Origin of the sequence: Pseudomonas congelans (assembly GCF_900103225.1) — a bacterium.
In the GTDB taxonomy this organism is placed as follows: Bacteria; Pseudomonadota; Gammaproteobacteria; order Pseudomonadales; family Pseudomonadaceae; genus Aquipseudomonas; species Aquipseudomonas congelans.
In genome coordinates, this window is the sequence record NZ_FNJH01000001.1 from 200803 (window position 1) to 226711 (window position 25909).

The following is a 25909-nucleotide window of genomic DNA, read 5'->3' on the forward strand; positions in this document are numbered from 1 at the left end:
TGACCCATGCAAATTGCTCTGGCGCCCATGGAGGGGTTGGTCGACGACATCCTGCGTAATGTGCTGACGAAAGTCGGCGGCATCGACTGGTGCGTGACCGAATTCATCCGGGTGTCCGAGCGTTTGATGCCGGCGCATTACTTCTACAAGTACGCATCGGAATTTCACCAGGGCGCGAAAACTGACGCGGGCACGCCATTGCGCCTTCAGTTGCTGGGCTCCGATCCGGTGTGCCTGGCCGAAAACGCCGCATTCGCCTGCGAACTGGGCGCACCGGTACTGGACCTGAACTTCGGCTGCCCGGCCAAGACTGTCAACCGCTCGCGTGGCGGCGCAATCCTGCTCAAGGAGCCGGAATTGCTGCACTCGATCGTCAGTCAGGTGCGACGTGCCGTGCCCAAAGCTATTCCAGTGACCGCCAAGATGCGCCTCGGCTACGAAAACACCGATGGCGCGCTGGATTGCGCCAGAGCGCTGGCTGACGGCGGGGCCGAGCAAATCGTCGTTCATGCCCGCACCAAGGTCGACGGCTACAAGCCTCCGGCGCACTGGGAATGGATTGCGCGCATTCAGGAAGTGGTCAAGGTTCCGGTGGTCGCCAACGGGGAAATCTGGACGGTTGACGACTGGCGGCGTTGCCGCGAAATCTGCGGCGCGCGAGACATCATGATTGGTCGCGGGTTGGTGGCGCGCCCTGATCTGGCCCGGCAGATCGCTGCGGCGCAGAAGGGCGAAGAGGTCGTGCCAATGACCTGGGACGAGTTGCAGCCGATGCTGCGGGTCTTCTGGCAGGACTGTCTGGCGAAGATGACGCTGATTCAGGCGCCGGGCCGGCTCAAGCAGTGGCTGGTGCTGCTGACCAAAAGCTATCCCGAGGCGACCCTGATGTTCAATGCGTTGCGCCGCGAGACCGACTGCGATCGCATCAGCGTATTGCTGGGCTGCTTGTCCGAAAACGAGCCCGACGAACGGTCAAAAAAAGTCTGAAAAAAGTCTCTTGAAAAGCGAAAGGCCGTCCCTATTTTGGTGATCAAGCGATGCCGAAAACGGGTCGCGTAAACCACTCGCTGATAAACAGGAGAATTGTTATGGCTACTGCATTTTCTCTGGCTCCACTGTTTCGCAACTCAGTGGGATTCGACCGCTTCAACGACCTCTTCGAGTCGGCGGCACGAAATGAGACAACCAGCGGCTATCCGCCCTACAACGTCGAGCGGCACACCGATGACCATTATCGAATCGTGATTGCTGCAGCAGGCATGCAAGAGCAGGATCTCGAGTTGCAGGTTGAGAAAGGTGTGCTGACCGTGATCGGCAGCAAGCGCGAGCAAGAAGCCGAAAACGTGACTTATCTGCATCAGGGTATTGCCCGCCGTGAATTCAAGTTGTCGTTCAGGCTGGCGGACAATATCGAAGTCAAAGGGGCCGATTTGTCTCACGGGCTGCTGAACATTGACTTGGTGCGCAACGTGCCGGAAGAAGCGAAACCAAAGCGTATTCCGCTCAATAGCCAGAAAGCGCTGGAAAACTGATCCGTCAGGTGACGTTGAGTCAGCGGCATGTAACCGGGAAGGCGCCTACGGGGCGCCTTCTCTTTTTTAGTCCTGATGTGCGGTTTGCTGCGCAGGCCGCTTGAGTGCCAGCAATGACTCGAACTGCGGGCCTGGCAGCGGTTCGCTGAACAGATAGCCCTGATAGGTGTAGCAGCCGACTCTTTCGAGAAACGCCAGCTGCTCCGAGGTTTCAACGCCTTCCGCGATCACATTCAGGTTGAGGCTCTGCGCCATGGCAACGATGGCACGAATGATTTCTGCGTCATTGGGGTCGTTGGTGGCGTCCTGGACGAAGGACTGGTCGATCTTCAGCGTATCCACCGGCAGGCGCTTGAGGTAGGTCAGGGACGAATAGCCGGTGCCGAAATCATCCATCGCAAAGCTGACGCCCAGCGCCTTGAGGCTGAGCATCTTGAGGATGGTGTCGTCCAGATTCTGAATGACGATACCTTCGGTGATTTCCAGCTTGAGCATGGACGCAGGCAACTGGTTCAGGGTAAGGCTGCGTTCCACGCGCTCGATGAAGTCGTGCTGGAGAAACTGTCGCGGGCTGATGTTGACGCCCATCAGGAATTTGTTTTCCGGTATCAGCCCCTGCCGTAAGAGCAGGCCACCGATTTTGCAGGCTTCGTTCAGAATATGGCTGCCGACCTCTAGAATCATCCCGCTTTCTTCAAGTATCTGCACGAACTGATCCGGCGCGAGCAGGCCGTATTCGGGGTGTTGCCAACGCAGCAGTGCCTCGGCTCCGGTGATGTATTCGTTGCGACAGTCGACCTGGGCCTGGAAGTGCAGGTGAAATTCGTTGCGGGTCAGTGCCAGGCGCAAATCATTTTCCAGGCGCAGACGCTGGCTGACGGCCTGTTGCATCGACACATGGAAAAACTGTGAAGCGTTACGCCCGCAATCCTTGGCCCGATACAGGGCGATATCAGCGCGCTTGAGCAGATCGGCCGGGGTCAGGCCATCATCCGGGATCAGCACGACGCCGATGCTGGGCGTGACCTGCAGGCGATGGCCGTCGAGAAACATCGGCTCGGCCAGCAGGTTGCGCAGGTTGTCGGCCAACTCCCGCACTTGTCGAGTGACTTGGTCCTGTGAGCCTTCCAGGCCGCAGATCAACACCACGAACTCATCGCCGCCGAGGCGGGCCACGGTGTCTTCCTGGCGCACACTGGCTTCCAGGCGTGCGGCGATGATGCTCAGAACGCTATCGCCCACCGGGTGGCCAAGCGAGTCATTGATGTGCTTGAAATGGTCCAGATCTAGAAACAGCAGGGCGCCGCGCAGGTTCTGGTGCTGAAGCAGCGATACTTGCTGGCTCAGACGGTCGAGCAGCAGTGCGCGATTGGGCAGCCCGGTCAGCGGGTCGTGATAAGCCAGATGCTGAATCTGCGCCTGGGCATTTTTAAGTGCGCCAATGTCGCGGGCGTTCATCAACAGGCAGGCGGTGTTGTTCAGGGTGATGAACTCGACCGATATATCCAGCACCAGGGGCGCGCCATGCTTGTCTCGACCGTCCATTTCCCGGTGATGCACCCGGCCTTTCTGGCGCAATTCTTCAAGCATGTGTTCGCGCTGCAAGGTGTCGGTCCAGATACCGACTTCATGCGCTGTACGGCCGAGCACTTCCTCGGCGCTGAAACCGGTCAGGCGAGTAAAACCATCGTTGACCTCGACATAGCGGCCCGAGTCGATTTCAGTGATGGTGATCGAGTCGGGGCTTGAATGAAACGCCTTGGCAAATTTTTCCTCGCTGGCCTCCAGGGCGATCTGCGCGCACTGTTGGGTAATGTCCATCAGGGTGCCGGACAGCCTGACGGGCTGGCCCTGTTCATTCCGGTAAATTCGCGCGCGGCCTTCAAGCAGGCGTGACGCTCCGTTTTTCAACTTGAACCGGTAGGTGACTTGCAGGCAGTCCTGCCCGGTTTCGAGTGCCACGGCATAGATTGCGCGCATTCGGCGGCGTTCTTCGCCGGGCAGACTGCCGAAGAACTGCCCGCCAGACTCATCGACGGGCAGTGCCGGCAAACCGTGCAGCAGCGCCGCGCGTGCCGAGGCTTGCAGCCGGTTGCGGACGATATCCAGATCCCAGGTGCCCATTTGCGCCAGGTCCAGCGCCAGCTCCAGGCGATCACGGGTTTCCTGCAGGGCCCGCTCTGCGTCTGTCAGCGGCAGTCTGGCGGATGCCGACTGTGCGGCAGTTTTCGGCGCGGCGTTATCCGGTAGGTTGGGCATGTTATCCGAGCCTTTGATCGATGGAACCGCCAGAGCGATCTGCCTGCGGCCTGCAGCAGCATCTGTTCACTGTGTCTGCGCATCGAGCAATTTCATGAATGCCCGTGCCGCATTCGACAGCGTACGTTCGGTGTGCAGGATGTAGCCTAGCTGGCGATTGAGCTGTACGCCCGGCAGCGGAATGCGTGCCACCTGTTCGTCAAGCATGGTGCGCGGCAGAACGCTCCAGGCCAGACCGATGGAAACCATCATCTTGATGGTCTCCATATAGTTGGTGCTCATGGCGATGTTGGGCTTGAGGCCCTGGGCCTCGCACAGTCCGCTGACAATGTGATGGGTAAAGGTGTTACCGCCGGGAAAAACCGCCGGATAGCGCACAATATCCTCCAGCTTCATCTGGCCGCTGTTGGCCAGCGGGTGCTCGGGTGCAGCGACGAAATCCAGCGGATCGTCCCATACGGGCACGGCGCGGATCAGTGCATGCGGCTCGGGCGCCAGTGTAATGACTGCCAACTCGGCGCGCCCGTGAAGAATTTCCTCATAGGCAATTTCCGAATCCAGGAACTGAATGTCCAGTGCAACCTTTGGGTAGGTGCGGGTAAAGGCGCGCAATATCGGCGGCAAACGGTGCAGGCCGATGTGATGGCTGGTCGCCAGAGTCAGCCGCCCGGTGACTTCCCCGGTCAGGTTGGTCAGTGCCCGGCGGGTGTCATCCAGCACGTTGAGAATCTGGTAAGCGCGCGGCAGCAGGGCGCGTCCGGCTTCGGTCAGACTGACTTCGCGGCCCAGGCGATCGAACAGGCGCACGTTGAGTTGCTGCTCCAGGCCGGCAATGCGCTTGCTGATGGCCGGTTGGGTCAGGTACAGGCGTTCGCCTGCCCCGGAGAAGCTGCCGGTTTCAGCGATGGCGATAAAGGCATTGAGGTTGGCCAGGTCCATGGTTAGATTCCAGTTGGTTATCCAAAGTATGAAAATTATGAATTTGAGTTATTTAAGCATATTCCATAGGATGACCGCACAAGCCAAAGGGTCATCGCAACGATTGCCCAAGGCATAGAAAGAAGCTGATGAGGAAGTACGTCCGATGGCCGGGAAAACGCTCTACGACAAGCTCTGGGATTCGCATTTGGTCAAACAGCGCGACGACGGTTCGGCGCTGATCTACATTGACCGTCATATCATCCACGAAGTGACCTCGCCGCAGGCGTTCGAAGGTCTGCGGCTGGCAAAGCGCAAGCCATGGCGGATCGACTCGATCATCGCCACGCCTGACCATAACGTGCCGACCACGGCCGAACGCAAGGGTGGCATTAGTGCCATCGAGGATCAGGTGTCGCGCTTGCAGGTGCAGACCCTCGACGACAACTGCGACGAGTACGGCATCACCGAATTCAAGATGAATGATCCGCGCCAGGGCATCGTCCACGTGATTGGCCCGGAGCAGGGCGCAACCCTGCCAGGCATGAGCGTGGTCTGCGGCGACTCGCACACCTCTACCCACGGCGCGTTCGGTGCGCTGGCCCACGGCATCGGCACTTCCGAGGTCGAGCACGTGCTCGCCACCCAGTGCCTGGTCGCCAAGAAAATGAAGAACATGCTGGTGTCGGTCGAAGGGCAGTTGCCGTTTGGCGTCACCGCCAAGGACATCGTACTGGCGGTGATCGGCAAGATCGGCACCGCAGGCGGTAACGGTTATGCCATCGAGTTCGCCGGCAGTGCGATTCGCGACCTGTCGATCGAAGGGCGCATGACCATCTGCAACATGTCCATTGAAGCGGGCGCGCGGGTTGGCATGGTGGCCACCGACGAGAAGACCGTCGAGTACGTCAAAGGTCGTCCGTTCGCACCCAAGGGCGCGGAGTGGGACCTCGCTGTCGAAGCCTGGAAGGACCTGGTGTCCGACCCGGACGCCGTGTTCGATACCGTGGTCAAACTGGACGCCGCACAGATCAAGCCGCAGGTCAGCTGGGGCACCTCGCCGGAAATGGTCCTGGCGGTTGATCAGAACGTGCCGGACCCTGCGCAAGAGCCGGATCTGGTCAAGCGCGGCTCCATCGAGCGTGCGCTCAAGTACATGGGCCTGAAAGCCAACCAGCCGATTACCGATATCCAGCTGGACCGGGTATTCATCGGTTCCTGCACCAACTCGCGCATCGAAGACCTGCGCGCCGCGGCCGATGTCGCCAAGGGCCGCAAGGTGGCTGCGACCATCAAGCAGGCCATCGTGGTGCCAGGTTCGGGGCTGATCAAGGAGCAGGCGGAGAAGGAAGGGCTGGACAAGGTGTTCATCGAAGCCGGCTTTGAATGGCGTGAACCGGGCTGCTCGATGTGCCTGGCGATGAACCCGGACCGCCTGGGTTCCGGCGAGCACTGCGCGTCGACCTCCAACCGTAACTTCGAAGGTCGTCAGGGGGCCGGTGGCCGGACGCATCTGGTGAGCCCGGCAATGGCCGCCGCCGCTGCGGTCAATGGCCGTTTCATCGATGTTCGCGACCTGATCCAGCACTGAGGAGTCCCGTATGAAAGCCTTTACCCAGCACCATGGCCTGGTCGCTCCTCTGGATCGTGCCAACGTCGATACTGACCAGATCATTCCCAAGCAGTTTCTCAAGTCGATCAAGCGCACCGGCTTCGGTCCGAACCTGTTCGATGAATGGCGTTACCTCGACGTGGGGCAGCCTTATCAGGACAACTCCAAGCGCCCGCTGAACCACGAATTCGTCCTCAACCACGAGCGTTACCAGGGTGCCAGCGTTCTGTTGGCCCGGGAAAACTTCGGCTGCGGCTCCAGCCGCGAACACGCGCCGTGGGCACTGGAAGAGTACGGTTTCTGCGCAATCATTGCGCCGAGCTATGCGGACATCTTCTTCAACAACAGCTTCAAGAACGGCTTGTTGCCGATCATCCTGTCCGAAGAAGACGTCGATCAGCTATTCAAGCAGGTGGAAGCCACACCCGGTTATCAGTTGAGTATCGATCTGCAGGCGCAGACCGTGACCCGTCCGGATGGCAAGGTCCTGAGCTTTGAAATCGATGCGTTCCGCAAGCATTGCCTGCTCAATGGTCTGGACGACATCGGCCTGACGCTGATGGACGCCGAGGCAATCGCCGGTTTCGAGAGCAGGCACCGCGCCAGCCAGCCGTGGCTGTTCCGCGACTGATTGATCAACACCGGATGCATGCTTGCCAGTAAGGTGCAATTGCGCCTTGCTGGCAAAAGTGTTTTGGCCGCACGCTAAATTTTCTGTGGTATCGAGCGTTTCAAGCAGGCGTTGTCAAAGACGCCGATGCACAAAATCGAGGATGTTATGAGCAAGCAGATTCTGATTCTCCCAGGTGATGGTATTGGTCCGGAAATCATGACCGAAGCGGTCAAGGTGCTGGAGCTGGCCAACGAAAAGTATCAGCTGGGGTTTGAATTGACCCACGACGTGATCGGCGGCGCGGCCATCGACAAGCACGGCGTGCCGCTGGCCGATGAAACCCTGGATCGTGCCCGTGCGGCCGATGCCGTGCTGCTGGGTGCTGTCGGTGGCCCGAAATGGGACACCATCGAGCGCGACATCCGTCCTGAGCGAGGTCTGCTGAAAATCCGTTCGCAACTGGGCCTGTTCGGCAACCTGCGTCCGGCGATCCTTTATCCGCAACTGGCCGACGCGTCCAGCCTGAAGCCGGAAATCGTCGCCGGCCTGGACATCCTGATCGTTCGCGAGCTGACTGGTGGCATCTACTTCGGCGCGCCACGCGGCACGCGGGTGCTGGATAATGGCGAGCGTCAGGCCTACGACACGCTGCCGTACAGCGAAAGCGAGATCCGCCGTATTGCCAAAGTCGGTTTCGACATGGCGATGGTGCGTGGCAAGAAGCTGTGCTCGGTGGACAAGGCCAACGTGCTGGCGTCCAGCCAGCTGTGGCGCGAAATCGTCGAGCAGGTCGCCAAGGATTACCCTGAGGTCGAACTGAGCCACATGTATGTCGACAACGCTGCCATGCAACTGGTGCGTGCACCCAAGCAGTTCGATGTGATCGTGACCGACAACCTGTTCGGCGACATCCTCTCCGATCAGGCATCGATGCTCACCGGCTCCATCGGCATGCTGCCGTCGGCCTCGCTGGACACGGCCAACAAGGGCATGTACGAGCCTTGCCACGGCTCGGCACCGGACATCGCCGGCAAAGGCATCGCCAACCCGCTGGCGACCATTCTGTCGGTGTCGATGATGCTGCGTTACAGCTTCAATCTGACCGATGCGGCCGACGCCATCGAAAAGGCTGTCAGCCTGGTTCTGGATCAGGGGATTCGTACTGGCGACATCTGGTCGGAAGGCAAAGTCAAAGTCGGTACGCAGGAAATGGGCGATGCTGTAGTCGCCGCGCTGCGGAATCTGTAATCTCTCTGGCCCGCCGCCTGCTGTGTACGCGCAGAGCGGCGGTCCCACTTTTATTCAAGGTGTAGTTGCGATGAAACGTGTAGGTCTGATCGGTTGGCGTGGCATGGTCGGTTCCGTGCTCATGCAGCGGATGCGGGAAGAGCAGGACTTCGATCTCATTGAGCCGGTGTTCTTCACTACTTCCAATGTCGGTGGCCAGGCGCCTTCGGTGGGCAAGGATGTTGCGCCCCTGAAAGATGCCTACAGTATCGACGAGCTGAAAACCCTGGACGTGGTGCTGACCTGCCAGGGTGGCGACTACACCAATGAGGTGTTCCCCAAGCTGCGCGAAGCCGGCTGGCAGGGTTACTGGATCGATGCGGCGTCCAGCCTGCGCATGCAGGATGACGCGGTCATCGTGCTTGACCCGGTTAATCGCAAGGTCATCGACCAGCAACTGGACGCGGGCACCAAGAACTATATCGGTGGCAACTGCACCGTCAGCCTGATGCTGATGGGCCTGGGTGGTCTGTTCGATGCCGGTCTGGTCGAGTGGATGAACGTCATGACCTATCAGGCGGCCTCCGGCGCCGGCGCGCAGAACATGCGTGAGCTGATCAAACAGATGGGCGCGGTGCATGCCTCGGTGGCCGATGATCTGGCCAATCCGGCCAGCGCCATTCTGGATATCGACCGCAAGGTGGCTGAAGCCATGCGCAGCGAGTCGTTCCCTGCCGAGAACTTCGGCGTGCCGCTGGCGGGCAGCCTGATCCCGTGGATCGACAAGGCTCTGCCAAACGGCCAAAGCCGCGAAGAATGGAAAGGCCAGGCCGAGACCAACAAGATCCTCGGTCGCTTCAAGAGCCCGATCCCGGTGGACGGCATCTGCGTGCGCATCGGCGCCATGCGCTGCCATAGCCAGGCATTGACCATCAAGCTGAACAAGGATGTACCGATTGCGGACATCGAAGGCTTGATCAGCCAGCACAACCCTTGGGTCAAGCTGGTGCCGAACAACCGCGAAGCCAGCATGCACGAGCTGAGCCCGACGGCCGTGACCAGCACCATGAGTATTCCGGTCGGGCGTCTGCGCAAACTGAACATGGGTTCGCAGTACCTGGGCGCTTTCACCGTGGGCGACCAGCTGTTGTGGGGCGCTGCGGAGCCGCTGCGTCGCATGCTGAGAATCCTGCTGGAGCGTTGAGGCTTCGGTTTCACAGCAAACCCGCTTTCCGAAAGGGAGGCGGGTTTTTTTATGCCCGATCGTTTTTGGTTATCACTTAATATCCCTATATATGGGATTGAAATTTACATATTGAGATAACTGTAACAACGGGTTTATAGTCGTCCTGCACTCACTTCCAAAAAAACAACAGGTGAAGCAATGCAGGCTCAATTGATCGCGCTCGATTGGGGGACAACCTCACTTCGTGCTTATCGACTTGGCGAACATGGCCAGGTGCTGGAACAGCGCGCATTGAGCGCGGGCATCATGCAGCTGCCGACTACGCCGCGACTGATTGCGGGGCAGTTCTGCAGTGACGGTTTCGAACTGGCCTTTGACCAGGCCTGCGGCGACTGGCTCGATGCCCAGCCAGACCTGCAGGTGATTGCCTGCGGCATGGTCGGCAGCGCGCAGGGCTGGCGCGAAGCGGCTTATCGGGAAACCCCGGCCAGCGTCAATGAGCTGAGCGCAGCGTTGCAGACCGTGCGCAGTGTGCGCGGCGTGACGGTGCACATCATCCCCGGCGTACTGCAGCGCTCGACCCTGCCCAACGTCATGCGTGGCGAAGAAACCCAAGTGCTGGGTGTGCTGGCAGGCCTTGAAGAAGGGCAGGGCAGCCAGCCGCTGCTGATCGGTCTGCCCGGCAGCCACTCCAAATGGGTGCAGGTAGAACGGGGTCGCATCGTTCACTTCGATACCTTCATGACCGGCGAGGTCTACGCCGCGCTCTGCGCCCACACCATTCTCGGACGCACCATGCAGCCTGCCGAGGCGTTCGATGAGCAGGCCTTTGACCGCGGCTTGTCGATTGCCCTGTCCGACGCGGACTCCGCGGGGCCGCTGTCGACGATTTTCAGCACGCGAACGCTCGGCCTTACCGGGAAATTGGGTGCCAGTGCGCAACCTGACTATCTTTCCGGCCTGTTGATTGGCCATGAACTGGGGGCCATCGCCAGGCTGCACCTGCACAACCACGAACAATTGCCTGCGGTGATCCTCATCGGCAGCGATTCGCTGTGCACGCGCTATGCACGCGGTTTGGCCGTTTGTGGCTTTCCCGGGGTGACATTGGCCGAGCAGGCGACCGAGCGCGGCCTGTGGCAGGTCGCCGTGCAGGCAGGCCTGATCGCGCGCCGCTCGTCCCAACACATTCGAGAGGTTTGACATGCTCAAGCAAGCATTGAAAGAAAACGGTCTGGTCGCGATTCTGCGCGGCCTGCGTCCCGAAGAAGCGCCTGCCATGGGCGATGTGCTGTACGAAGCGGGGTTTCGGGTCATCGAAGTGCCGCTCAACTCCCCGCAACCGTTCGACAGCATCCGCCTGTTGCGTCAGCAATTGCCTGCCGATTGCCTGATCGGTGCAGGCACCGTGCTCACCCCTGAGCAGGTGACTCAGGTCAAGGACGCCGGCGGGCAAGTGATCGTCATGCCGCACAGCGACGCCAAGGTGTTGCGTGCGGCCAAGGCGGCCGGGCTGTTCCTGTCGCCAGGGGTCGCCACGCCGACCGAAGCCTTTGCGGCGCTGGCCGAAGGCGCCGATGTGCTCAAGCTGTTTCCTGCCGAGCAGATGTCGCCGGCGGTGGTCAAGGCGTGGCTGGCGGTCTTGCCCAAGGGCACGATTCTGCTGCCGGTCGGGGGCATCTCGCCGGACAACATGAAGGTATTTCTCGACGCTGGCGTGAAGGGTTTTGGCCTGGGTTCCGGGCTGTTCAAACCCGGCATGAGCGTCGCAGACGTAACCGAGCGTGCCCAGGCCTACGTTGCGGCCTGGAAGCAGCACAGCGCAGCGCTTGCAGACTGACCGGCGCAGCAGACGCCGCCGTGCAGTAGCCGCTTTCCAACAAGAGAATCAACAAGAGAAACCGCACCCATGAAAATCACCAAACTCACCACGTTCATCGTTCCGCCGCGCTGGTGCTTCCTCAAGGTCGAGACTGACGAGGGCGTTGTCGGCTGGGGCGAGCCAGTGGTCGAAGGTCGCGCGCACACGGTTGCTGCCGCTGTGGAAGAGCTTTCCGATTACCTGATCGGCAAGGACCCGCGCAACATCGAAGACATCTGGACCGTGCTGTACCGCGGCGGCTTTTACCGGGGTGGCGCGATCCACATGAGTGCGCTGGCCGGCATCGATCAGGCGTTGTGGGACATCAAGGGCAAGGCACTGGGCGTGTCGGTCAGTGACCTGCTCGGCGGTCAGGTGCGTGACAAGATTCGCGTCTATTCGTGGATTGGCGGTGATCGGCCTGCAGACACGGCGCGCGCCGCGAAGGAAGCGGTCGAGCGCGGGTTTACTGCCGTGAAGATGAATGGCACCGAAGAGCTGCAGTTCCTCGACACCTTCGACAAGGTCGACCTGGCGCTGGCCAACGTGGCCGCTGTGCGTGATGCAGTGGGGCCGAATGTCGGTATTGGTGTGGACTTCCACGGCCGGGTTCACAAGCCGATGGCCAAGGTGCTGATGAAAGAACTGGACCCCTACAAGCTGATGTTCATCGAAGAGCCGGTGCTCAGCGAGAACTATGAAGCACTCAAGGAACTGGCGCCGCTGACCAGTACGCCGATTGCGCTGGGCGAGCGGCTGTTCTCGCGCTGGGACTTCAAGCGTGTGTTGAGCGAAGGCTACGTCGACATCATCCAGCCGGACGCCTCGCACGCCGGTGGCATTACCGAAACCCGCAAGATCGCCAACATGGCCGAAGCCTACGACGTCGCGCTGGCGCTGCATTGCCCGCTGGGGCCGATTGCGCTGGCGGCGTGCCTGCAACTGGACGCGGTTTGCTACAACGCCTTCATCCAGGAGCAGAGCCTGGGTATCCACTACAACGAAAGCAACGACCTGCTCGATTACGTCAAGCATCCGGAAGTCTTCGACTACGACAAAGGCATGGTCAAGATCCCCAACGGCCCCGGCCTTGGCATCGAGATCAACGAAGAGTACGTCATCGAACGCGCCGCCATCGGCCACCGCTGGCGCAACCCGATCTGGCGTCATGCGGATGGCAGTTTTGCGGAGTGGTAGAAAAGCAAATCCGCTAGCCATCGTTTCGGCGCTCTGCGCTCATCGCCATACATAAGTCCTGAAGAGCCTGGAAAATGGGCGTTCAGGCTTCTGCCCGCAGGGCGTAGGAGCGAACTTGTTCGCGAACAGGCTTACCTGTTCTCTGAAAATGTTTCGTATGAACAATTGTCTTCGCGAACAAGTTCGCTCCTACGGCCTTCGGCCAGAATCAAAAGCGCACTTGCGTATAACGATGAGCGCTCTGCGTGGGAACGAGAATCGGCGTGCCTTCAGCTCGGTTATATCGAAACACAGACCTCAATAAATCCAACAAGAGGCTACATTCCATGCGCACTCGAACTCTGGAGGGTGCGGCATCCCTGGTGACGCCGTCCCGCAAACGTTTCTTCATCATGGCGCTGCTGTTCATCACGGTGGTGATCAACTATCTGGACCGCAGCAACCTGTCGATTGCCGCGCCGGCGCTGACCTCCGAACTGGGCCTTGATCCGATGCATGTCGGGCTGATCTTTTCCGCGTTCGGCTGGACCTATGCCGCCATGCAACTGCCCGGGGGCTGGCTGGTAGACCGCGTGCCGCCGCGCATTCTCTATACCGCGGCCCTGCTGCTGTGGTCCATCGCGACCATCATGCTCGGCTTCGCCGCCAGCTTCATCGCCCTGTTCGTACTGCGCATGGCAGTCGGTGCGCTAGAAGCGCCTGCCTATCCGATCAACAGTCGTGTGGTCACCACCTGGTTTCCCGAGCGTGAGCGGGCTACTGCCATCGGCGTCTATACCTCCGGGCAGTTCGTCGGTCTGGCGTTCCTGACCCCGGTGCTGGCCTGGTTGCAGGCGCACTACGGCTGGCACATGGTATTTGTCGCCACCGGTGGGGTCGGCGTGTTGTGGGCGCTGATCTGGTACACGGTGTATCGCGAGCCACGTGATTTCAAAGGCGTCAATCAGCAGGAAATCGAGCTGATTCAGAAGGGCGGCGGGCTGGTGGACATCCAGAAGGACGTCGAAAAACAGAAGCAGGCGTTCAGCTGGCTGGACCTGGGCATTGTGTTGAGCAAACGCAAGTTGTGGGGCATCTACCTGGGGCAGTTCTGTCTGAACTCCACGCTGTGGTTTTTCCTGACCTGGTTCCCGACCTATCTGGTGAAGTACCGGGGGATGGACTTCATCAAGTCCGGCCTGCTGGCGTCATTGCCGTTCCTCGCCGCATTTGTCGGCGTGCTGTGCTCGGGCTTCTTCTCCGACTGGCTGATCCGCCGCGGGCATAGTGTAGGTTTTGCGCGCAAGTTGCCGATCATTGCCGGGCTGCTGATCTCGACCTCGATCATCGGTGCCAACTTTGTCGACTCGACGCCGCTGGTGATCACCTTTCTGGCGCTGGCGTTCTTCGGCAACGGCCTGGCGTCGATCACCTGGTCGCTGGTCTCGACCCTGGCACCGGCGCGCCTGCTGGGCCTGACCGGCGGCACGTTCAACTTCATCGGCAACCTCTCCGCCATCGCCACCCCGATCGTGATCGGCTTCCTGGCGTCGGGAGACTCGTTCGCGCCGGCCATCACCTACATTTCGGTCCTGGCACTGCTGGGTGCGCTGTCGTACATCCTGCTGGTAGGGAAAGTGGAGCGTATCGAGCTCTGATGTCGACGCATCTGGACGCTGGCGGCGATAATGCCGCCGGTTTTCGATCCGAACCCTTTTGATCCGAGCAAGGCTTCTCATGCACAACGATTCGATCACCCCTGAAAAGATTACCGGCAAGGATTCCGTACCCACCGGGACTCAGACCTTGCTGCGCGGGCTGGGGGTGGTGCAGGCGGTTGCCGGTGGCGCACGGGACCTCAAGGAGATCGCCCGGCTGATCGGCACCACGCGCAGTACCACGCACCGTCTGGCCAGTTGCCTGGTCGAGGAGCGTTATCTGCGGGTCGTTCCTCAAGTGGGTTATCTGCTTGGGCCGAAATTGATCGAGCTGGGGTTTCAGGCGCGTGAAGAGGTGCCCCTGGCGATGCTCGCCCGGCCGTATCTGGATCGCTTGTCGGAGCTGACCGGCGATACCGTGCATCTGGCTGTAAGGGAAGGGGACGATGTGCTCTATCTGCACAAGAATCCCGGTCGCAATGGCCCAGAAATGCGTTCGCGGGTCGGGCATCGGATGCCGCTGGTGCGCACCGGTATCGGCAAGGCGCTGTTGCTGGACAGTGCTCAGTCGGAGTGGCAGCGGCTGTATGAAATCAGCATGCCGAGCACAGGCAGAAATCCGCTATGGCCTGCTCATGAGCAGCAAACCTGGGAGCAGTTGAAGGCCCGGAGGGAAGAGTACGTAGAGGGAGGGTATGCGTTCGATCTGGAGGACAACGAACCGTCGATCCGTTGTGTCGCAGCGCCGGTACGTGATGCCAGCAAACAGATCGTTGCCGGCATCAGTGTCGCCAGTACTGTGCCCTATATGCCGCTGGAGAAGATGACCGAGCTGGTTCCGCTGATCAAAACCATCGCAGCGGAACTCTCGGCCGATCTCGGCGGCTGATCGGGCGTCGATCAGGCCTTCAGCGTGGCCATGTCGATCACGAAGCGGTACTTCACGTCACCGGCCAGCATGCGCTCGTAGGCTTCGTTGATGTTGCGGATATCGAGCATTTCGATGTCGCAGGTGATGTCGTTCTCGGCACAGAAATCCAGTACCTCCTGAGTTTCCGCGATACCGCCGATCAACGAACCGGCCAGCACGCGACGGCTCATCACCAGATTGGCTGCATGAACTGGCGGCTCGATCGGCTCGATCAGGCCGACCAGAATGTGGGCGCCGTCGAAACGCAGGGTTTCCAGGTAGGGGTTCAGGTCGTGCTGCACCGGAATGGTGTCGAGCAGGAAGTCGAAGTGCCCTGCAGCAGCCTTCATCTGTTCAGCGTCGGTGGATACGATCACATGATCGGCGCCTTGACGATGTGCTTCCTGAGCCTTGGCGGCGGAGCGGGTGAACAGGGTGACTTCAGCGCCCATCGCCTTGGCGAACTTGATACCCATGTGGCCCAGACCGCCCATGCCCAGAATGCCGACCTTGTCGCCAGCCTTGACGCCGTAATGCTTGAGCGGCGAATAGGTGGTGATGCCTGCACAGAGAATTGGCGCAGCGGCTGCCGGGTCGAGTTTTTCCGGGACGCGCACGACGAAGTGCTCGGCGACCACGATGCTGTTCGAGTAACCGCCCATGGTGTTGCTGCCGTCCACGCGGTCTGGCGTGGCGTAAGTCATGGTCGGGCCTTCCAGGCAGTACTGCTCGAGGTCCGACTTGCAGGCCGAGCATTCGCGGCACGAATCGACCATGCAGCCGACACCGACCATGTCACCGACCTTGTATTGGGTTGCACTGCTGCCTGTGGCAGTTACACGACCGACAATTTCGTGGCCCGGCATCAGCGGGTAGACGGCGATGCCCCATTCGTTGCGTGCCTGGTGGATATCGGAGTGGCAGACGCCGCAATAAAGGATTTCGATGGCAACGTCGTCGGCACGCAGAGCGCGACGTTCGAAGGTCATCGGGGCGAGGGGAGCGGTAGCTGACTGTGCGGCGTAACCGATAGCTGTGTACATGTTTGACCTCGCAAGGTGTGACGGAAGAGAGGCGAACCATTGTCCTGATACGGGCCCTTCGCGGCTATGGTGAATCCTCCGTGTTTCATGCCTATTCCTCCGACCCGAAATTTCAGGGTCGGCGCTGAGGCGCAAATCTGCGATGATACGGCTGTCTGTTTCTCTGCCAGGCTGTGCCCATGACCTTACCTGTTGTGCCGGATGGCAATGCCACCCTTGTTTCCCTGATCCAGCCGCTGGCGGTGCGCCCGGGGTTTGTCGCTACGCCGTTGCCGGACGTCCGCGTGCTTTCGGCGTTTGGTTATGTCGCCAGCAGCCCGCAGATCTACGAGCCGAGCCTGATGATCGTCGTACAGGGCAGCAAGGTCGCATGCCTGGGGCCGCGTACGTTCGAATACGGCACCGGGCATTACCTGATCCAGGCGCTCTCGGTGCCGTTCAAGTGCGAAACATTCGCCACGCCGGAAAAGCCGCTTTACGGCGTTTCGGTGGCCATTGACCGCGTGTTGCTGGGCGAGTTGGTGCAGGCGATGGGCCCGGTCACCGGGCACGAGAGTCAGGTGCAGACGCCGGAGTCCATGACCTCGGTGCGCATCGACAACACCATGCGCGACAGTGTCGAGCGTCTGCTGCGTTGTCTGCACGATCCGCTGGAGTGTCAGGCGATGGGCCAGGCACGGATTCGCGAGGTGCTGTACACCGCGCTGCGCGGACCGCAGTCGGGGGTGTTGCGTGCGCTGGTCGAACAGCAGGGGCAGTTCGCACGAATTGCTTCGGCTGTGACCTACCTGCATGAGCATTATGACCACGCGTTGAACGTCGACACGCTGGCCAGTTGCGCGAACATGAGCACGTCGACCTTTCATGAGCATTTCAAGCGCAGCACGCTGTTGTCGCCGGTGCAGTACCTCAAGCGCCTGCGCCTGCTCAAGGCTCAGCAATTGCTGGTGGCCGAGGGCCTGGGCGTGGCGCAGGTCGCGTTGAAGGTCGGCTACCAAAGCGCGTCGCAGTTCAGTCGTGAATACAAACGCTATTTCGAGCGCAGTCCGGGGGAGGAGAGCAGCAACCTGCGTGTTCCTGCCTGAATAAAAAAAGCCCCGAAAGGGGCTTTTTCTGTTGAAGCTTGTTGCGACCGTTACATATTCGGGTATGTCGGGCCGCCAGCGCCCTCCGGTGCCACCCAGGTGATGTTCTGCGAAGGGTCCTTGATATCGCAGGTCTTGCAGTGCACGCAGTTCTGCGCGTTGATCTGGAAGCGTTTCTCGCCGTCTTCCTTGGTGATGACTTCATACACGCCGGCCGGGCAGTAGCGCTGGGCCGGTTCGTCGTACAGCGGCAGGTTCTTGCTGATCGGGATGCTCGGATCGGTCAGCTTCAGGTGGCAGGGTTGTTCCTCTTCATGGTTGGTGCTGGAGAGGAACACCGAACTGAGCTTGTCGAAGCTAAGCTTGCCGTCGGGTTTCGGGTAACCGATCTTCTTCGAGTCGGCTGCCAGCTTGAGGCAGGCGTAGTCCGGCTTGGTGTCGTGCAGCGTGAACGGCAGCTTGCCACCGAAGATATTCTGATCGATGAAGTTGAATGCGCCGCCCTTGATCGCGCCGTATTTGTGGATCGCCACGCCAAAGTTGCGGCTGGCGAACAGCTCTTCATGCAGCCAGCTGGCCTTGAAGGCATCCACGTAGGAGGTCAGCACGTCGCCGCCTTCCTTGCCTGCCAGCAGCGCGTCGGCCACCGAATCGGCAGCCAGCATGCCGGACTTCATGGCCGTGTGGCTGCCCTTGATCTTGGCGAAGTTCAGCGTGCCCAGATCGCAGCCGATCAGCGCGCCGCCGGGGAAGACCATTTTCGGCATGGAGTTCAAGCCGCCCTTGGTAATCGCACGGGCGCCGTAGCTGATGCGCTTGCCGCCTTCCAGGTATTGCCTGACGACCGGGTGATGCTTGTAGCGCTGGAATTCGTCGAACGGCGACAGGTACGGGTTGCTGTAGGACAGGTCGACGATCAGGCCGACCACCACCTGATTGTTCTCCAGGTGGTACAGGAACGAGCCGCCCGGATTGGCATCGTCCAGCGGCCAGCCGGCGGTGTGCACCACCAGCCCCTGTTCATGTTTTGCCGGGTCGACTTCCCAGATTTCCTTGAGGCCGATTGCGTAATGCTGCACGTCGGCTTCGTCGTCGAGGTTAAAGCGCTTGAGCAGCTGCTTGCCGATGTGACCACGGCAGCCTTCGGCGAACAGTGTGTACTTGGCGCGCAGTTCCATGCCGGGGGTGTACAAGCCTTCCTTCGGATTGCCTTCGCGGTCGACACCCAGGTCGCCGGTGACGATGCCGCGTACCACGCCGTTTTCATCGAACAGCGCTTCCTGGGCGGCAAAGCCCGGATAGATTTCGACACCGAGGTTTTCAGCCTGCTGCGCCAGCCAGCGGCAGAGGTTGCCCAGGGATATGATGTAGTTGCCATGGTTGTGCATGGTCTTGGGGACGAAAAAGTCCGGTATTTTCCGGGCTTTTTCGGCGTCGCGCAGCACATAGATGTCGTCGCGCTTGACCGGCGTGTTGAGCGGAGCGCCCAGTTCCTGCCAGTTGGGGAACAGTTCATTCAGCGCGCGGGGCTCGAATACGGCGCCGGAGAGGATGTGTGCACCGACTTCGGAGCCTTTTTCCACCACGCAGACGCTGATTTCCTGGCCAGCTTCAGCGGCCTTCTGTTTAAGGCGGCAAGCGGCAGAAAGCCCGGACGGGCCGGCTCCGACGATAACGACGTCGAATTCCATGTATTCGCGTTCCACAGGCTATCTCCTACTCTCAAGGCTCACGGTGTTTTTATGGGCACTGCTTTTTTGGTCGCTGCAGGCCGACGCATGGAGGTATTGAACCGCCTCGTCTTTTAATGGTTCGCATTATATCTACACCACTGCGCGGGTCCAATACAAACGTTTGTTTGAATCGGCCGCAGGCCAGATAAATCAAAGACACCAGACTCGGAACTGGCCGATTTGGCGTATTGACCGGAAAAGGCGTTGCGGTCAATATACGGGCGGTTTTGCGTTTGCCGTAGGCTGAAACGAGGTTTCCGGATTGCGGGCAATCTCTCAAAAGGCATCAGGCAGACGCGCTGCAGGCAACAGGTCAACGTCGCACGGCGCATTTTACACACCCAGCCGCTGCTTGACGGGTGACTCCCGGCTTTTATATGGCTTTTTAAAGCCGTCCGAATGGCCTGCACGCATAGCGATTGCTTGTTGAGGACACATATCGATCGCCTGGTGCCGCCGGGCGACTTCTTTTCACCGGAGAGTGAGGAATCCATGAAGGTTCTTGTAGCTGTCAAACGAGTGGTCGACTACAACGTCAAGGTTCGCGTCAAGGCGGACAACTCCGGCGTCGATCTTGCCAACGTCAAAATGTCCATGAACCCGTTCTGCGAAATCGCCGTTGAAGAGGCGGTTCGTCTTAAAGAGAAGGGTGTAGCCACCGAGATCGTCGTCGTCACCATCGGTCCGACCACCGCTCAGGAACAACTGCGTACCGCCCTGGCACTGGGTGCCGACCGTGCCGTGCTGGTCGAGTCCGCCGAGGAGCTGACTTCTCTGGCTGTTGCCAAGCTGCTCAAGGCCGTGGTCGACAAGGAGCAGCCGCAGCTGGTGATCCTTGGCAAGCAGGCCATCGACAGTGATAACAACCAGACCGGCCAGATGCTGGCTGCGTTGAGCGGCTACCCGCAGGGTACGTTCGCATCCAAGGTTGAAGTGACCGGTGACAAGGTTGCCGTGACCCGTGAAATCGATGGCGGCCTGCAGACCGTTTCCCTGAGCCTGCCAGCCATTGTGACCACGGACCTGCGTCTGAACGAGCCACGCTACGCTTCGCTGCCCAACATCATGAAGGCCAAGAAGAAGCCGCTTGAAGTGCTGACTCCGGATGCACTGGGCGTTTCCACGGCCTCGACCAACAAGACTCTCAAGGTTGAAGCACCGGCTGCGCGCAGCGCCGGCATCAAGGTCAAGTCTGTGGCTGAACTGGTCGAGAAACTGAAAAACGAAGCGAAGGTAATCTAAATGACGATCCTGGTTATCGCTGAACACGACAATGCGACCGTAGCCCCGGCTACGCTCAACACCCTTGCTGCTGCCCAGAAGATTGGCGGTGACATTCATTTGCTGGTGGCCGGTTCCGGCGTGAGCGCCGTTGCCGACGCCGCCGCCAAGATTGCCGGTGTGACGAAAGTGCTGGTGGCCGACCACGAAGCCTACGCGCACCAACTGCCTGAAAACATCGCACCCCTGGTCGTGGAGCTGGCTGCGGGCCATAGCCATGTTCTGGCTGCTGCAACCTCCAATGGCAAGAACATCCTGCCGCGCGTTGCTGCGCAGCTGGATGTCGACCAGATCTCCGAGATCGTTTCGGTGGTTTCCGCCGACACTTTCACTCGTCCGATCTACGCCGGTAACGCCATCGCCACCGTGCAGTCGACTGCTGCGGTCAAGGTCATCACCGTACGCGCCACCGGCTTCGACCCGGTCGCTGCAGAGGGTGGCTCGGCCGCTGTTGAAGCGGTATCGGCTGCCCACGATGCTGGCAAGTCCAGCTTCGTCGGTGAAGAGCTGGCCAAATCCGATCGTCCGGAGCTGACAGCAGCGAAGATCGTCGTTTCCGGTGGTCGCGGCATGCAGAACGGCGACAACTTCAGGCACCTGTACACGCTGGCCGATAAGCTCGGTGCGGCAGTGGGCGCTTCCCGTGCTGCGGTCGATGCCGGTTTCGTACCCAACGACATGCAGGTCGGTCAGACCGGCAAGATCGTCGCTCCTCAGCTGTACATCGCGGTCGGTATTTCCGGTGCGATTCAGCATCTGGCCGGTATGAAGGATTCCAAGGTGATCGTGGCGATCAACAAGGATGAAGAGGCGCCGATCTTCCAGGTCGCCGATTACGGTCTGGTTGCTGACTTATTCGAAGCCATCCCCGAGCTGGAGAAGCTGGTTTAAGCCACGCGCTTCCACTATAAAGAGAACCCGTTCCATTCGGGGTTCGCACACCAGCGGTTTATGGTGCGCCTGCCCGGATCGAACGGGTTTTTTATTGGGTATCGAAAGGACTTTTCATGGTGCATTCCCGGCTGCTCTCTTCGCTTCTCTTCGGGCTGATCGCGCTGCCGTCGCTGGCATCCGCCGCAGGCAAGTGCGAGCGTCTGATCGTGACCGGCAGCCCGGACGCGCCGCCTTATCTGTGGCGTGATCCCCAGGACCCGCGTCACCTGATGGGCGCCAATGCCGATCTGCTGACTCAGGCAGCAGGCGAACTGGGTATCAAGGTCGAGTTTCTGTATGGCGGCAAACGCAATCAGGCACTCGAAGAGGTGCGTACGGGACGCATGGACCTGCTGGCTGATGCGCCGTTGAATGCTGCACAACTCGAAGCGCTGGATTACATTCATCCGCCGATCGTGCAGAACGACATCATGGTCTGGACGCGTCACGATCACAGCGTGCCGTTCAATGCCGTCAGTGAGCTGCAGGGCCATCCCGGCGCCATCTCGGAAAAGACCCGTCTGACGCCTTCCTTTGATGCGCTGACCAGACAGAATCTGACCCTTGAGCGCCTGCCCGCACTTACACCCGCGTTCCAGAAGCTCGCCCTGGGTGAGGTGGATTATGTGCTTGCCGGGCGTTATGCCGGTATGGTCATGGTGCAGACGCTGGGTCTTTCCAAAGACCTTACAGCGCAGCCTCTACCGGTCGATACGCCGGGTTTTTATCTGGCCTTGTCGTTCAACTCGGCTTGCAATGAACCATGGTTGCGCGGACAGCTGGCGAAAAAGATGACAGAATCGGCCGCCTCTGGCCTTGCGGGTGATGTCATCAGGCATAACCTGGAGTTGTGGAAAGCCCAACTGCTGCAACCTGCCGGCGCCAGCGCACCCAACAAGTAGGGAAGTTTTTGTGAGTATTCGTTTTTCAATTGCCGTCATGGCAATCGCCACGCTGGCCGGTTGTGCCAGTGATCCGGTACCAACCGAGCAGTTCAAACTGACCGAGCAGGCGCTGGAGCAGGCCAAGGCGGTCGGCGCGGGTGACGATCAACCCGAGATGGAAGTCGCTCAGGCAGGATTTGCCGAAGCACGCGCCTCCATGGCAAGCCACGCTTACAAGGATGCACGCATGAAAGCCGAGCAGGCCGAGCTTGATGCGCGCCTGGCCGAAGCGCGAGTGCTGACCCTCAAGAGCCAGGAGCAGGTCAATCAATTGAATACCCGCCTCAATCGCTTGCGCAAGCAGCTGGGAGAGGCGCAATGAACCGTATTCCTCGTGTCCTGAGTGTGTGTCTGTTGCTGGGGGCGGCTGGCCTTTACGGTTGTGCCGGTCACAAGGACAGCGGCCAGGCCTTGCAGCAGGCCAGTGCCGACTTCCAGAAGGTCAAGGAAGATACCGATGTGCTGCGCAGTGCGCCCAAAGATGTCATTCGCGCGGGTGAGTCGCTGGCCCGCGCCGAGCGTCTGTCCAGTTACCTGGGGAGCGGTGCCGATGTCGCTCATTACGCTTACCTCAGCAGTCGCTATAGCGAAATCGCGCGCGAGCACAGCAACCTGATGCTGAGTCAGGAGCGTCTGGCGAAAATGGACATGGAGCGTCAGCGTATGCAGCTGGCACTGCGTGAGGCCAAGCTGGCCAGCGCTCAGCAGCAGGGCCGTTGGCTGGAGGATCAGATCCTCAGCCTGGCCACCACCGAAACCGACCGCGGTCTGGTCATGACCCTGGGCGATGTGCTGTTCGACGCCGGACATGCCGAGCTGAAAAACTCGGCCAGCCGCACCATTCTCAAGGTTGTGCAGTTTCTGCAGATCAACCCGCGTCGAGTGGTCCGGATCGAAGGTTATACCGACAGCACGGGCGATCGTCAGGAGAACCTGAAGCTCTCGAAAGATCGGGCACAGGCCGTCGCCGATGTGCTGATGGACCTGGGTGTCGATGAAAAACGTATCCATGTCGAAGGCTACGGCCAGGAGTTTCCTGTGAATGCCAATACCTCCGAGCGGGGTCGTGCGCAAAACAGGCGGGTCGAAATCGTTTTCTCGGACGAAAAAGGTCAGCTGGGCGCAGCTCGCTGATAAAAAAGCGATAAAAAGCCCGACGCCGGAAACGGCCTCGGGCTTTTTTGTCTTTAATCGCACTCATTATGGCGTTTCTGCCCGCGTTTATTTTCACTCAGCGACCATCAATGCTGGCCTGATTTCAAACTGTTCCCGTACACTTCCGATCTGTGCCGGTTATTACGCATCTGTATTTTCAAAAATAATAAATCGCCGGTCTTTTCGAGGCTGTGTCATGACCAATCTCTTGCTCTACCAGCGTATCGCTCAGCAGTTGGCCGAAGACATCCGTCGTGGTGTGTATCAGCCCGGCGAGCGTGTGCCGTCCGTTCGAAAAATGAGTTCGCAGCTCAACGTCAGCCATGCAACCGTATTGCAGGCCTACGCGAACCTTGAAGACCAGGGGCTGATCCGGGCACGTCCTCAGTCCGGCTACTACGTGCATCAAACGCCCGCTCTGACGGCTTCGACCCCGGATATCGCACGTGTCGAACGCCCCGGCCTGGTCACACGCAGCAGCATTATCCAGCAGGTGCTCGAAGAGTCCCGCCGCGAAGGCGTGTTCGCCCTCGGGGCCGCGGTGCCTCACGTGGATTACCTGCCGGTGCGCGCGCTGCATCAGCAGTTGGCCAAGGTCACGCGCTTTCACAGCCCGCGGGCCTTCAGTTACATGTTCAGCCCCGGCTTCGAACCCTTGCGCAGGCAGGTTGCCATCCGCATGCGCGACGCCGGCGTGGTGGTCGATCCGTCGGAAGTGGTGATCACTCACGGCTGCGTGGATGCTCTGCAAATGGCCCTGCGGGTGCTGACCCGGCCCGGCGATCTGATTGCCGCCGAGTCGCCAGCCTATTATGGTTTGCTGCAACTTGCCGACCTGCTGGGTTTGAAGGTCATCGAAATCCCCAGTGACCCGGCCACCGGCATCAGTCTTGAAGCCTTGCAGCTGGCAGCCAATCAATGGTCCATCAAGGCCTTGGTGCTGACCTCGCGACTGAGTAATCCACTGGGCGGCACCATGCCGGAGGAGCGGCAGAAAAACCTGCTGCGGCTAGCCTCGGATTTCGATATCCAGGTGGTTGAAGACGACGTCTACGGCGAGTTGATGTTCGAAGTAGGGCGGACCAAGGCGCTCAAGGCCTTCGACCGACTGGGGAGGGTGATTTACTGCTCGAGCTTCTCCAAGACCTTATCGCCGGGTGTGCGCATCGGCTGGATGATAGCCGGCAAATACCAGGCGGAAATTCAGCGCCTGCAGACTTTCAGTACTCACTCGGCGTGCAGCGTCACGCAAATGGCCGTCGCGGCGTACCTCGAAAACGGCGGCTATGATCGGCACCTGCGCTTCATTCGTCTTGAATATCGCAAAAACCTCAGTGCCTATCAGCTGGCGGTGCAGCAGTTCTTTCCCGAAGGCACGCAGATGAGTCGTCCCGCAGGGGGCTTTATCCTCTGGGTCAGTCTGCCGGGGCGGGTCAATACCCAGGAGTTGCACGTCCGTGCGCTTGAGCAGGGCATCAGTATTGCCCCGGGGCTGATTTTCAGTAATACCGAGCAGTTCAACCACTGTATCCGTTTGAATTGCGGCATGAAGTGGAACAAGGAAGCCGAGCGTGCATTGATGACATTGGGGATTCTGGCCAAGCAGTTATGTCAGGAGGCTGTTCAGGCTTATTGATTGGCAAAGATATTTGTCAATTCTTCGGAACTCTTGCCTTGTCAGGTTGGCCTCAAAAGGACAGCATGTGTTTCTTTCCGGCTTTTTGCCACTGTCTTGCCTGACTTTTTGCCTATGAATGTTTTTCGCTGTCTCGGATTGCTTGTCGTCGTACTTCTGAGTGGTTGTGACGCTCCGGATACCCCTGTGCCCAAACCCAAGACCGAAGCGGTCATCACCGCGCCGGTATCGCCCGAGGTGCATCTGAAGACTGAGGAACCTGCGGATACAGCTGCCACCGATGCCAGACAAATCAAGGCCCCGGACACCATGCATCAACTGATGCCGGGCGTGCCGGTCGTGCCTGTGGTGGTCGGAAAGGAAAAATCGGAACCTGCAGCGCCACAAAGCGCCAAGTCGGCGGCCTCCGAAAAATCTTCCTCCAAGGTCGCGGCAGCCAAGGCGCCTGCAAGCAAGCGCAAGAACGCCAAGGATGCCAAAACGGCCAGCGTCAAGGATGTGCGAATCAAAGCGCCCAAGCTGGACCTGAGCCTGCCTCCCGAGCTGGTCAAGGAACTCGACCCGCCTGCCAAGGTGATTACCAGTAAGCGCAAGCCGATATTGCCGCAGATGTTCAGCGACAAGGGCGATTCCGCCAACCCCGGCCCGTTCGAGCTCGAGGGGCGATTGCTGACCAACGAAATGCAGTTGCAAATGCGCAACGATAACCGTCGCGATGTAGAAGGCGCTGCGCTGGACTTCAAATTCAAGCAGTAAGTCCTGCCTGTCGTCCGATACGGCGTTTTCAAACAGACGTTTTGACGGTTAATATCCTTCCTCTTTTCCAATTTTCAAGTAAGGGTGTCTGGTCATGGACTGCCGTTCCGGTTGTGGCGCGTGCTGCATAGCGCCTTCCATCACGTCTCCCATACCCGGTATGCCCGACGGAAAGCCTGCAGGCGAACGTTGTCTGCACCTTTCGGTGGAGTTTCTGTGCGCCTTGTTCGGCAGGGCTGAACGCCCCGCGGTGTGCAGTCAGTTCAGGGCGGCAGAGGATGTCTGCGGTGCCGATCAGGCGGATGCCATTCGCCTGATCGGTTGGTGGGAAAAAGCCACTGCGGTGGCCTGAAAAAGTGTTGTTGAGCACAAATGCTTCTTCGGAACTTCA

24 protein-coding genes are annotated in these 25909 nt (G+C 59.8%); 20 read left to right on the forward strand and 4 right to left on the reverse strand.

Features of this window, described 5'->3' with window-relative positions; genetic code table 11:
• Positions 1-6: 6 nt before the first annotated feature.
• Both BLR20_RS00825 and BLR20_RS00830 read left to right on the forward strand, forming a co-directional pair.
• Positions 7-987 (forward strand): tRNA dihydrouridine synthase, encoded by a 981-nt coding sequence (locus BLR20_RS00825; protein ID WP_010435118.1) that lies wholly within the window; start codon positions 7-9, stop codon positions 985-987.
• Between the two features lie 101 nt (positions 988-1088).
• Positions 1089-1532, forward strand: a complete 444-nt coding sequence (locus BLR20_RS00830) for an Hsp20 family protein (RefSeq protein ID WP_005893722.1) — start codon at positions 1089-1091, stop codon at positions 1530-1532.
• Between the two features lie 66 nt (positions 1533-1598).
• On the opposite strand, the gene BLR20_RS00835 is transcribed toward BLR20_RS00830, so the two are convergent.
• Both BLR20_RS00835 and BLR20_RS00840 read right to left on the reverse strand, forming a co-directional pair.
• Entirely contained in the window at positions 1599-3791 is a 2193-nt protein-coding gene (locus BLR20_RS00835) for a putative bifunctional diguanylate cyclase/phosphodiesterase (protein ID WP_054993971.1), read from the reverse strand.
• 66 nt (positions 3792-3857) lie between these two features.
• Positions 3858-4730: a LysR family transcriptional regulator gene (locus BLR20_RS00840; RefSeq protein WP_054993970.1), complete on the reverse strand. Its 873-nt coding sequence runs from the start codon at positions 4728-4730 to the stop codon at positions 3858-3860.
• Between the two features lie 145 nt (positions 4731-4875).
• Between BLR20_RS00840 and leuC the strand changes: the two genes are divergently transcribed.
• The 9 genes from leuC (at position 4876) to BLR20_RS00885 (ending at position 14931) form a co-directional block, all read left to right on the forward strand.
• Positions 4876-6300, forward strand: a complete 1425-nt coding sequence (gene leuC, locus BLR20_RS00845) for a 3-isopropylmalate dehydratase large subunit (RefSeq protein WP_010435128.1) — start codon at positions 4876-4878, stop codon at positions 6298-6300.
• Positions 6301-6310: 10 nt separating this feature from the next.
• The gene (gene leuD / locus BLR20_RS00850; RefSeq protein WP_054993969.1) at positions 6311-6952 is read left to right on the forward strand and encodes a 3-isopropylmalate dehydratase small subunit; all 642 of its coding nucleotides are present in this window, start codon (positions 6311-6313) and stop codon (positions 6950-6952) included.
• Between the two features lie 147 nt (positions 6953-7099).
• Positions 7100-8182, forward strand: a complete 1083-nt coding sequence (gene leuB / locus BLR20_RS00855) for a 3-isopropylmalate dehydrogenase (protein WP_010435132.1) — start codon at positions 7100-7102, stop codon at positions 8180-8182.
• Between the two features lie 70 nt (positions 8183-8252).
• Complete coding sequence (gene asd, locus BLR20_RS00860) at positions 8253-9365, forward strand: aspartate-semialdehyde dehydrogenase (protein WP_054993968.1); 1113 nt, start codon at positions 8253-8255, stop codon at positions 9363-9365.
• 180 nt (positions 9366-9545) lie between these two features.
• Complete coding sequence (locus BLR20_RS00865) at positions 9546-10550, forward strand: 2-dehydro-3-deoxygalactonokinase (RefSeq protein WP_054993967.1); 1005 nt, start codon at positions 9546-9548, stop codon at positions 10548-10550.
• A gap of 1 nt (position 10551) precedes the next feature.
• Positions 10552-11187: a 2-dehydro-3-deoxy-6-phosphogalactonate aldolase gene (locus BLR20_RS00870; RefSeq protein WP_010435138.1), complete on the forward strand. Its 636-nt coding sequence runs from the start codon at positions 10552-10554 to the stop codon at positions 11185-11187.
• A gap of 69 nt (positions 11188-11256) precedes the next feature.
• Positions 11257-12405: a galactonate dehydratase gene (gene dgoD, locus BLR20_RS00875; protein WP_003394509.1), complete on the forward strand. Its 1149-nt coding sequence runs from the start codon at positions 11257-11259 to the stop codon at positions 12403-12405.
• A gap of 326 nt (positions 12406-12731) precedes the next feature.
• A complete protein-coding gene (locus BLR20_RS00880; RefSeq protein WP_054993966.1) occupies positions 12732-14042 on the forward strand; it encodes an MFS transporter in 1311 nt (436 codons plus the stop codon).
• Between the two features lie 79 nt (positions 14043-14121).
• A complete protein-coding gene (locus BLR20_RS00885; RefSeq protein ID WP_032613528.1) occupies positions 14122-14931 on the forward strand; it encodes an IclR family transcriptional regulator in 810 nt (269 codons plus the stop codon).
• Positions 14932-14942: 11 nt separating this feature from the next.
• Here the strand turns inward: BLR20_RS00885 and BLR20_RS00890 are convergent, their stop codons facing one another.
• The gene (locus BLR20_RS00890; protein ID WP_010432991.1) at positions 14943-15995 is read right to left on the reverse strand and encodes an NAD(P)-dependent alcohol dehydrogenase; all 1053 of its coding nucleotides are present in this window, start codon (positions 15993-15995) and stop codon (positions 14943-14945) included.
• A gap of 179 nt (positions 15996-16174) precedes the next feature.
• Here BLR20_RS00890 and BLR20_RS00895 point away from each other — a divergent pair, with 179 nt between their 5' ends.
• Entirely contained in the window at positions 16175-17080 is a 906-nt protein-coding gene (locus tag BLR20_RS00895; protein WP_054993965.1) for an AraC family transcriptional regulator, read from the forward strand.
• Between the two features lie 50 nt (positions 17081-17130).
• Here BLR20_RS00895 and BLR20_RS00900 read toward each other — a convergent pair whose 3' ends face one another.
• Complete coding sequence (locus BLR20_RS00900) at positions 17131-18786, reverse strand: electron transfer flavoprotein-ubiquinone oxidoreductase (RefSeq protein WP_054993964.1); 1656 nt, start codon at positions 18784-18786, stop codon at positions 17131-17133.
• 519 nt (positions 18787-19305) lie between these two features.
• Between BLR20_RS00900 and BLR20_RS00905 the strand changes: the two genes are divergently transcribed.
• From BLR20_RS00905 to BLR20_RS00940, 8 genes are all read left to right on the forward strand, one after another.
• The gene (locus tag BLR20_RS00905) at positions 19306-20055 is read left to right on the forward strand and encodes an electron transfer flavoprotein subunit beta/FixA family protein (RefSeq protein ID WP_003394537.1); all 750 of its coding nucleotides are present in this window, start codon (positions 19306-19308) and stop codon (positions 20053-20055) included.
• Entirely contained in the window at positions 20056-20985 is a 930-nt protein-coding gene (locus tag BLR20_RS00910) for an electron transfer flavoprotein subunit alpha/FixB family protein (protein WP_003366683.1), read from the forward strand. It abuts the gene before it with no gap.
• A 116-nt stretch (positions 20986-21101) separates the two neighbouring features.
• A complete protein-coding gene (locus BLR20_RS00915) occupies positions 21102-21929 on the forward strand; it encodes a substrate-binding periplasmic protein (protein WP_054993963.1) in 828 nt (275 codons plus the stop codon).
• 10 nt (positions 21930-21939) lie between these two features.
• Positions 21940-22293 carry a DUF4398 domain-containing protein gene (locus tag BLR20_RS00920; RefSeq protein WP_010432967.1) on the forward strand — a complete coding sequence of 118 codons (354 nt, stop codon included), beginning with the start codon at positions 21940-21942 and terminating at the stop codon, positions 22291-22293.
• Entirely contained in the window at positions 22290-23105 is an 816-nt protein-coding gene (locus BLR20_RS00925; protein WP_010432964.1) for an OmpA family protein, read from the forward strand. Before BLR20_RS00920 ends, BLR20_RS00925 begins: the two co-directional genes overlap by 4 nt.
• Positions 23106-23322: 217 nt before the next feature.
• Entirely contained in the window at positions 23323-24762 is a 1440-nt protein-coding gene (locus tag BLR20_RS00930) for an aminotransferase-like domain-containing protein (protein WP_010432961.1), read from the forward strand.
• Positions 24763-24876: 114 nt separating this feature from the next.
• The gene (locus BLR20_RS00935; RefSeq protein ID WP_074594281.1) at positions 24877-25518 is read left to right on the forward strand and encodes a translation initiation factor 2; all 642 of its coding nucleotides are present in this window, start codon (positions 24877-24879) and stop codon (positions 25516-25518) included.
• 94 nt (positions 25519-25612) lie between these two features.
• Complete coding sequence (locus BLR20_RS00940; RefSeq protein WP_054993961.1) at positions 25613-25870, forward strand: YkgJ family cysteine cluster protein; 258 nt, start codon at positions 25613-25615, stop codon at positions 25868-25870.
• Positions 25871-25909 lie beyond the last annotated feature (39 nt).